Source organism: Roseburia sp. AF15-21, assembly GCF_003479505.1.
GTDB classification, from domain to species: domain Bacteria; phylum Bacillota; class Clostridia; order Lachnospirales; family Lachnospiraceae; genus Roseburia_C; species Roseburia_C amylophila.
Map to the genome: position 1 here is coordinate 1 of NZ_QUHG01000025.1, position 2,569 is coordinate 2,569.

At 38.1% G+C, this 2,569-nt stretch carries 2 protein-coding genes; both read left to right on the forward strand.

All coding sequences use genetic code 11. The annotated features are described in order from the left end of the window. Nucleotides 1-269: 269 nt before the first annotated feature. Entirely contained in the window at nucleotides 270-1,112 is an 843-nt protein-coding gene (locus DWW33_RS15465) for a tyrosine-type recombinase/integrase (RefSeq protein ID WP_015515804.1), read from the forward strand. Between the two features lie 2 nt (nucleotides 1,113-1,114). Further along, entirely contained in the window at nucleotides 1,115-2,290 is a 1,176-nt protein-coding gene (locus DWW33_RS15470) for an IS91 family transposase (protein WP_330419840.1), read from the forward strand. The last annotated feature ends 279 nt before the right edge of the window (nucleotides 2,291-2,569 follow it).

The window sequence follows — 2,569 nt, forward strand, 5'->3', positions numbered from 1 at the left end:
TTCAAGTTGAACAAAATCGCTGCGCGATGGCCTGCCAAGGCTGTGGCGCAGCTTTCTTTTTCTCAATAATAAAATAGGCAATGGCAATTCTTACCAGTATTTGATATTGTAAAGTTACCACACAAAACAATTCAATAAAGAAAGACACCACTGCCTATGAAAAGAATACCATTTGACCGCTTTTCTGACAAGCGGTTTTATTATGCTAATGCACCTCCATGTAAGCAGGGTTTTTCATTAACTACTGATTTTACATGGAGGATTTTATTATGTACGAAGAAATTTTTAATCAGATTCAATCTGCTGCGAATAAACGGAATCTCAAGGATTCCACGATTCATGCATACTGTACCAGTGTTGCTCATTTTTTGAACCACACAGCCAAGGATATAGATGCATTAACAACTGACGATGTTGATATATTCCTAACTGAAAAGAAACTTTCCGGGATTTCACCAGAAACATACAATCACTACCATTCAGGAATCCGCTTCTTTTACAAAAAAATATTGAAGAAGAATTGGGATGATGATGACATACCTCGTATGAAAAGGGACAGAAAGTTACCAACGGTGCTTACAAAAACAGAAATATCAGCTATTCTTGATGCTACGCCAAATCTGAAGCACAAAGCTATGATTGCTACTATGTATTCAGGCGGACTTCGTGTTTCAGAAGTCACACATCTTCATTATGATGATATTTCACGCACGAAAAAAACCATACACATCCGTGATGGGAAAAGTCGCTCTGATCGTTATACTTTGCTTGCAGACCGGACGCTCGAAATATTGACAGAATACTGGTTTCAATGTGGCAGACCAAGAGGGATTTTGTTCCCAAGTTCATGGACAGGGGATTATCTTACAAAAGATAGTGTCATTCAGTTTTTTCGTGAAAGTGCCAAAAGAGCAGGCATTCAGAAACACGTCTCCACGCATTGTTTACGTCACAGCTTTGCAAGTCATCTGTTTGAATCCGGCTGTGATGTAAAATATATTCAAGCGCTTCTGGGACATCGTGATCCAAAATCAACAGAGGTTTATCTGCATGTAAGCAATAAAACTCTGCTTGGAATCAGGAGTCCATTTGATGAGATGGGCGGTGAATGATTATGGAGAAATCATGTACGATACAAGATGTATTTGAACGGTTTTATCCTTCTTATGAAAAGAGGAATAGCCCTCCTGCTCATCATAGAAAAACAGCTTATCATATCATGAACTGTAAAACAGGCGCTTTTGGTGTAAACATCAGTGTTTGTGAGGACTGCGGATGTATCAGCATTCATAATAACTCCTGCAGAAGCAGATGCTGTCCCATGTGCCAGGAGTTTCCGAAAGAGAAATGGATTGATGCACAAAAAGAGAACGTACTTGATGCACCCTATTATCATGTAGTATTCACAGTTCCTGAGGAATTGAATTCCATCATTTACAGCAACCAGAAGCTGTTGTATGATGCACTGTATCGTGCTGCCTCAGCAACCTTGAATGAATTGGCAAAAGACGCAAAGTACCTGGGAGCTAATATAGGGTATATCTGCATTCTTCATACCTGGGGTTCTGCAATGAATTATCATCCTCATATTCATACCATTGTTCTTGGAGGTGGGCTTGATGATGAAAATAAATGGAAAGAAACAGGTGGAAAATTTTTTCTCCCATATGGTGTTATCTCGAAAGTGTTCCGTGGAAAATATCTGGATGAGTTAAAAAGCCTGTGGAATGATTCTAAGCTTAAATTTCATGGTACAGCAGAGAAATATCAGAACAGCTATCGTTTTAAAGAACTTCTTGATAAGTGTTATGAAAAGAACTGGGTCACTTACTGTAAAGAAACTTTCAATGGTGCACAGTCGGTTATCAATTATCTTGGAAAATATACCCACAGGATAGCAATCAGTAATCATCGAATCAAATCCATGACAGATACGACAGTTACATATGTAGTAAAAGACTATAAAAACGAAGGCTGCTGGAAAGAGAAAACAATTTCAGGAGAAGAATTCATCCGTCGATTCATGATGCATGTTCCTCCCAAACGATTTGTCAGAATCCGGCACTATGGTCTGCTATCATGTAGAAACAAGAGAAAAAAGATAACTCATTGCAGAAACCTGCTTGGATGTAAGAAATACATTTCTACATTAAAAAATCTAAATGCAGTAGAAATGATAAGGGTTTTATATCACATCGATGTATGCAAATGTTCTTCTTGTGGAGGGAATATGGTATCACCCCGCAAAGATAAATACAGTTCTTCTTTTCGTGCACATATGAGATGTTAAGATCTACAATTGCATAGAATAAATGACTTCCTCATAGGAGGTTTGTTTGTCATGCCTGAAATTGATTTCTTGAATAAAAAAACTTTTACCAAAACATCCGGTATGATAAACTTAAGGAAAAGAGCAACGATTGAATCCCCATAGCTATCGGCTAAAGGGACGCGACTTTGTTCACCAAGGTAAAATCGAAATTGATGTAAACGAAAGGGCAGTTTTTATCAGAACTCAAGGCTGCTTTTTCGTTTACACCAACTCCGATTGTTTCCTTAACAGTTTGTC